Below are 6,565 nucleotides of genomic sequence, written 5' to 3' on the forward strand. Positions count from 1 at the left end.
AAATATGGTAACGTCACATAATGTGAAATTTAGAATGTATATAAGTTATAAAAAGACCTACGTCTATTAAGTTTAATTTCACTTTAAAAATATTTAAGAGATGAAGTTATATTGACAACTTATATAGAAATTAAAAAATTACATCAGCTAAGATACATTTCTGATTATCATACCTTGTGACAGAGTCAAAAAATACAGGGGGCATTATGAATAAATTAGAACAAATTTTAGAATTCAACAAAGCTTTTGTTGAAAATAAAGAATACGAGATATATGCGACATCAAAGGTTCCAAATAAGAAGGTACTTGTGTTATCTTGTATGGATACTAGACTTACAGATTTATTACCAAAAGCATTAAACTTAAAAAATGGTGATGCTAAGATAGTAAAAAATGCAGGGGCAGCTATTATGCATCCTTTTGGAAGTATAATTAGAAGTATGATTGTTGCAATCTACGAATTTAATGTAGATGAAATATTTGTTGTTGGACACCATAATTGTGGTATGTGTAACTTAAACACAGAAGATTTAATTGGAAAGATAATTGATAGAGGTGTACCTAAAGAAACAATAGATATATTAGAAAATGGCGGAGTAGATATCAGGACTTGGCTTCATGGATTTGATTCAGTAGAAGAATCTATAAAAGATAGCGTTGATATAATAAAAAAACATCCACTAGTTCCTAAAGATATAATTGTTCACGGACTAGCTATAGACCCAGCAACAGGAAAACTAGACCTAATAGTAAATGGCTACTAAGATAAGTTATAAATTGTACAGGAGTTTTTAATCTTGTAGATGTTAACCTACTAAAGGAAGAAATTCAAGCAATGTGAATTCAAGTAAAATTTTACACTACATTCTGAAATATTTTAAGTGACGAATTACTAGCAAATATAAATATAATATGTGAAATAAGCATATGGCGAGAAATTAGAAGTTCTTGGTGAAGTAAAAGTTGCTAGACCTTAGAGTTGTTGGTTTGTCTGAGCGGATGCGAGTTTTACCAAAACTCTTGGTTTAGCAGTTTTTACGAGCCTAGAACTTCTTTTTGCAGCCATTTGTCTTATGGAGCATATTATATTTATATTTGCGGTTATATTCGCATTTTTAAAATTACTCATGCTTTGCTAAGAATTGTTTTATTGTGGACCAATATAATTCTGGATTTGTAGTTGCTGATTTTGCATGAGCTGCATTTTCTACAGTTAACTTTTCTTTTTCAGAAGCTGTGGCATTATACAATTCATCCATCATTTTATATGGAACAAAGTCATCTTTATCACCATGTATATATAAAACTGGTGTTTTAGATTTTGCAACTTGTGTTAAAGCAGAAGCTTCTTTTAATGAGTATCCTGCCTTAAATCTAGTAATTACTGATGAAGCATTCATAACTGGAAAGTTTGGCAGGGAATAAAGAGATTTTAATTGATGGGAAAATTGATCCCAAACAGTGGTATAACCACAATCTGCAATTATTGCCTTAAGGTTATCTGGAAGCTCTTCTCCAGAAGTCATACAAACTGTAGCAGCACCCATAGATACCCCGTGAAGAATTATAGTAGAAGTTTCATCTATATTTAAAATGAAGTTAATCCATTCTAATATATCTAACCTATCATCCCATCCCATTCCTATATAATTGCCTTCACTTTCTCCATGTCCCCTTAAATCAGGAATTAGGACATTATAGCCCATATTATAAAACTCTTTAGCATAGTTATTCATTTCTAAACCTTTGCTAGTATATCCATGAACAGTAATTACCCATTTATTTGTTGTAGTATTATTTAATATCTTATATCCATGAAGCTTTAAACCATCAGAAGAATTAACATATACATCTGAGTAATTAGAGGAGCATAATAACCAAGATAAGGCTTCATTAACTGTCTCTCCACTAGTTTCTTTAGACTCTTTTTTTGAGCCAAAGATAGCTTCTTTTGAAGTCTTTGGATTAATAGCAAGATTATAAAAATAATTTCCTATTAGTGATAATGCTCCTACAGATAAAACTCCTAAAGCTCCTGTAGAAATAAGAGCTACTTTCTTTTTATTCATATTGTAGTACCCCCATTAACTTAAGTTGATATGATTATTTTAACATTATTAAAAATCTATAACAATCTATATAAATTTTCTAAAAGTTTGACATTTTTCAGAATATGGCATAGTATATAAGTGAAGTTACAATTAAATACCTCGGTAGGTGAGGTTACCACAAGGATAAGGGTTGCTGCCGCAAAATAGTGGAGACACTATGAGAAGGTTAGCAGTCTATGTCGAAACCAAGGCATAGACTAATGCAATTTCATCGCCTTGTGATGCTGAAGCTTGAACGATGATAAAGTAAGTAGTTTACTTTATGTTTTGCGATAACTTTTATTTGTATATAATTTTTTATACTATATTTAAGTTAACTCACCTTACCATTATTTGTGGTAAGGTTTTTTTATTCTCAATAATCCATTTTAAAATTTGATTTCGGGAGGTGAAGAGGAATGGAAGACGGGAGTAGTAAGATTATAGATCCTTTAGGAGAAAGTATAAAATTATTTATAAGGAGGGATTCTATTCCTCTCACAGACTAAAATTAAATATTATAATGCTTCTTTTGGATCTTAGTCTTACGTCTAATTTTTATTTAATATTAGGAGGTAAGATTTATGAAAAAGAAATTATTTAAAAGCTTAATGGCAAAGGAAGTAAGAAAGAATGGATCAGCTGATAATTTGATATTAGCATCAAAGTTAAAAGAAAAAGATATTTTAAAGAGATATAATACAAATTATCAAGGATATGAAGAAAGTAAAGTTGAATTAATGAGGGAAAATCATGGGAAAAATGAAATTACTCATAAAAAAGGTGAATCTCTTTTTATGAAGCTAATAAAATCATTTATAAATCCCTTTACTATAATATTATTAATATTAGTAGCTATATCATTTGTAACTGATGTAGTAATGGCAAGTCCAGGTGAAGAAAGCTTAACTTCAGTTATTATTGTAACAACTATGGTTCTAGTTAGTGGAATATTACGTTTTGTACAAGAAGCAAAATCTAATAAAGCAGCAGAAAAGCTAGGAGAAATGGTTGAAACTACAATTAGTGTTTCAAGGACTGATAAAGGAACTATAGAAATACCAATACATGAAGTTGTAGTTGGAGATATAATTCACTTAGCAGCAGGTGATATGATACCTGCTGATATTAGGATTCTAAAGGCAAAGGATTTATTTGTTAGTGAGTCTTCACTTACTGGTGAAAGTGAGCCAGTAGAAAAGGTTTCAGATTCATTAATAAGGGATTGCAAAAATCCATTAGAACTAGACAATCTAGCATTTATGGGGAGTAATGTAATTAGTGGATCAGCAATAGCTATTGTTATTAATGTTGGAGATGATACAATTTTTGGCGGAATAGTTAAAGATTTAAATGATAAAAAAGTAGTAACAAGTTTTGAAAAGGGTATAAACTCAGTTTCATGGGTGTTAATTAGACTAATGTTAGTTATGGTTCCAGTAGTATTATTTATTAATGGCTTTACTAATGGAGATTGGATGGAAGCATTTTTATTTGCTGTATCAGTTGCAGTAGGATTAACTCCTGAAATGCTACCAATGATAGTTTCTGCAAACCTTGCAAAAGGTGCAGTTTCTATGTCTAAGAAAAAGGTTATTGTTAAGGACTTAAGTGCTATACAAAATTTTGGAGCTATGGATGTTCTTTGTACAGATAAAACTGGAACTATTACTCAAGATAAAGTGGTTTTGGAATACTCATTAAATATCAACGGCATAGAAGATAGTAGAGTACTAAGACATGCATTTTTAAATAGTTATCATCAAACTGGCCTTAAAAATCTAATGGATATAGCGATTATTGATCATGCAAATGACAGTGATATGATAGAGTTATGGAGAGATTATAAGAAGGTTGATGAAATACCATTTGATTTTAGTCGTCGCCGTATGAGTGTGGTAGTTGAAAGTAAGGATAAGAAAACTCAACTTATAACTAAAGGTGCTATTGAAGAAATGCTAGAAGTATCTTCTCATGTAGAATATAATGGTGAAATACAATTTATTACAGATAAGATCAGGAAAGAAATATTAAATAGAGTTTCAGAGTATAATAGCCAAGGAATGAGAATTCTAGGTATTGCTCAAAAAAATAATCCATCAAGAGTTAATGAGCTTTCAGTAAAAGATGAAAGTGATATGGTATTAATGGGATTCTTAGCTTTTTTAGATCCACCAAAGGAAAGTACTAAAGAGGCAATTAGAACATTAAATGAATATGGTGTTAATGTAAAAATTCTTACTGGTGATAATGATAAGGTTACAGCTGAAGTTTGTAGACAAGTTGGAATGAAGGTTAATAATTTATTATTAGGATCAGATGTAGAGGAGCTGGATGATGAACTATTAAGGGAAGCAGTTGAAGAAACTAATGTATTTGCAAAGCTTTCACCAAGGCAAAAGACAAGAGTAGTAGCAGCACTAAGAGCTAATGGACATACTGTTGGGTTTATGGGAGATGGAATAAATGATGCATCTGCAATGAGTGAAGCTGATGTTGGAATTTCAGTAGATACTGCAGTAGATATTGCAAAGGAAAGTGCAAATATAATCTTATTAGAAAAAGACTTAATGGTTTTAGAGGATGGTATAATTGAAGGAAGAAAGATTTATGCTAATATAATTAAATATATTAAAATGACAGCAAGTTCTAACTTTGGAAATATATTTTCTGTATTAATTGCAAGTATTTTCTTACCATTTATACCAATGCTACCAATTCAACTTTTAATGCTTAATTTAATTTATGATATTTCTTGTATTACTATTCCATGGGACAATGTTGATGAGGAATATTTAAAAGAACCTCGCAGATGGGATGCTAGTTCAATTAATAAATTTATGTTTTGGATGGGACCTACAAGTTCAATATTTGATATTGTAACCTTTATACTAATGTACTTCTTTATTTGTCCTTTAGTATTTGGAGGACAATTCAACACTTTAAATGAAGTAAACCAAATAGGATTTATTGGACTTTTCCATGCAGGATGGTTTGTTGAATCATTATGGTCTCAAACTTTAGTAATTCACATGATTAGAACACCTGAAATACCATTTGTTAAAAGTAGAGCATCATGGCAATTAACTTTATTAACAAGTCTAGGTATATTTATCGGAACAGTTATTCCATATACAACTTTTGGAAATGCATTAGAAATGGTGGCTATGCCTGCAATATACTTTGTATGTTTAATTATAATAATTATTTTATATATGGCTTTAGTAACAGTGCTAAAGAAAAAATTCATTAATAGATATGGCGAATTACTATAGCAATATAATATATGGTGATTTATTACCTTACAGTTATCTTGATTATGAAATAACTGTAAGGTAATTTTTATTTAGAAATTTATATACCTATGAGTTTACTAAGGATTAATTAAATGAATTTTCATTAGTTACAATAAAACCTAATATATGATATTATATTTATTATTATGAATAATATAGATGAAATTGGAGATGAATATGAGTAAGTATAAATGTATGCTTTTTGATTTAGATGGAACAGTGCTTAATACTGAAAGAATGAATATGATACCACTTCAAAGATTAATTAAAGAAGAATTAGGAATTGAAATGAGTTATAATGAAGTATTAAAATTTAAACCATATCCAGGAATGAAAGTAATGGAAGAATTGGGTTTTGAAGATAAAAATACTTCTTATGCAAAATGGGTTAAATATGTTAATGATTTTGAAGAAGGAGCTACTTTATTTGAAGGTTTTGAAGAAGTTTTTAAAGAGCTAAATAAAAGAAATATAATTTGTGGAGTAGTAAGCGCAAAAACTAGAGATCAATATGAAATCGACTTTATTCAAAAAGGCCTTGATAAGTATGTAAAATGTGAAGTGTTAGCTGATGATACAGAATTACATAAGCCACATCCAGAGCCATTATTAAAAGCAGCTGAAATATTAAATATTTCTCCAAGTGATTGTCTATATGTTGGAGATACAATATTTGATTATAAAGCAAGTAAGGCTGCAGGAATGGATTTTGGACTAGCATTATGGGGAGCTGATTCTACAGAAGGTATTTATGCAGATTACTCTTTAAAAGAGTCTAAGGATTTATTAAAAATAGTATAGTTTATTTAATAGAGGGCGTTATAGAAATAACTAGCGTTACCAGAATATTCAAATAAAAGATTGAAGCTATGACAAATTAGTTATAGCTTTTTTTCTTGTTTTTTAGTTAGAAAGATTTTTATATATTATAAGATAAATTTTATTTTAGAAATATTTTGTGGCAAAGAGGTTTTTTATAGGGGAACGTTAAGTATTGATTAGTAATATTATTATAGTATATTAATATTTTAAGGGTGGATGATGATGATAGAAAAGAATCTACTAGAAATACTAAAATTAAAATATGATAAGTCAATAGAGGTTGCTAGTAATGAGGAAATATACTTTTCTTTAGTGGAATTAGCTAAGAGTAAAATCAAAGAAAGAGAAATAAGTAGG

General features: G+C 29.4%; 4 protein-coding genes and 1 riboswitch. Of the genes, 3 read left to right on the forward strand and 1 reads right to left on the reverse strand.

The window, feature by feature from the left end; genetic code table 11:
• The first annotated feature begins 206 nt into the window (after window positions 1-206).
• Entirely contained in the window at window positions 207-764 is a 558-nt protein-coding gene (locus E6248_RS11415; protein WP_316340927.1) for a carbonic anhydrase, read from the forward strand.
• A gap of 357 nt (window positions 765-1,121) precedes the next feature.
• Here the strand turns inward: E6248_RS11415 and E6248_RS11420 are convergent, their stop codons facing one another.
• Window positions 1,122-2,069 (reverse strand): alpha/beta hydrolase, encoded by a 948-nt coding sequence (locus E6248_RS11420; protein WP_316340928.1) that lies wholly within the window; start codon window positions 2,067-2,069, stop codon window positions 1,122-1,124.
• A 133-nt stretch (window positions 2,070-2,202) separates the two neighbouring features.
• Window positions 2,203-2,361, forward strand: a riboswitch (M-box (ykoK) riboswitch).
• Between the two features lie 313 nt (window positions 2,362-2,674).
• Here E6248_RS11420 and mgtA point away from each other — a divergent pair.
• On the forward strand, window positions 2,675-5,365 hold the full coding sequence (mgtA, locus tag E6248_RS11425; protein WP_316340929.1) for a magnesium-translocating P-type ATPase: 2,691 nt from the start codon (window positions 2,675-2,677) through the stop codon (window positions 5,363-5,365).
• A gap of 198 nt (window positions 5,366-5,563) precedes the next feature.
• Complete coding sequence (locus E6248_RS11430; protein WP_316340930.1) at window positions 5,564-6,187, forward strand: HAD-IA family hydrolase; 624 nt, start codon at window positions 5,564-5,566, stop codon at window positions 6,185-6,187.
• The last annotated feature ends 378 nt before the right edge of the window (window positions 6,188-6,565 follow it).

The sequence above is a fragment of the Clostridium sp. genome (genome assembly GCF_032552055.1).
Lineage (GTDB): Bacteria > Bacillota > Clostridia > Clostridiales > Clostridiaceae > Clostridium.

Excerpts from the sequence above, each read along its gene's own strand:
- E6248_RS11420 (WP_316340928.1), bottom strand. The coding sequence starts at position 2,069 with ATGAATAAAAAGAAAGTAGCTCTTATTTCTACAGGAGCTTTAGGAGTT.
- E6248_RS11415 (WP_316340927.1), top strand. The coding sequence starts at position 207 with ATGAATAAATTAGAACAAATTTTAGAATTCAACAAAGCTTTTGTTGAA.
- E6248_RS11430 (WP_316340930.1), top strand. The coding sequence starts at position 5,564 with ATGAGTAAGTATAAATGTATGCTTTTTGATTTAGATGGAACAGTGCTT.
- mgtA (WP_316340929.1), top strand. The coding sequence starts at position 2,675 with ATGAAAAAGAAATTATTTAAAAGCTTAATGGCAAAGGAAGTAAGAAAG.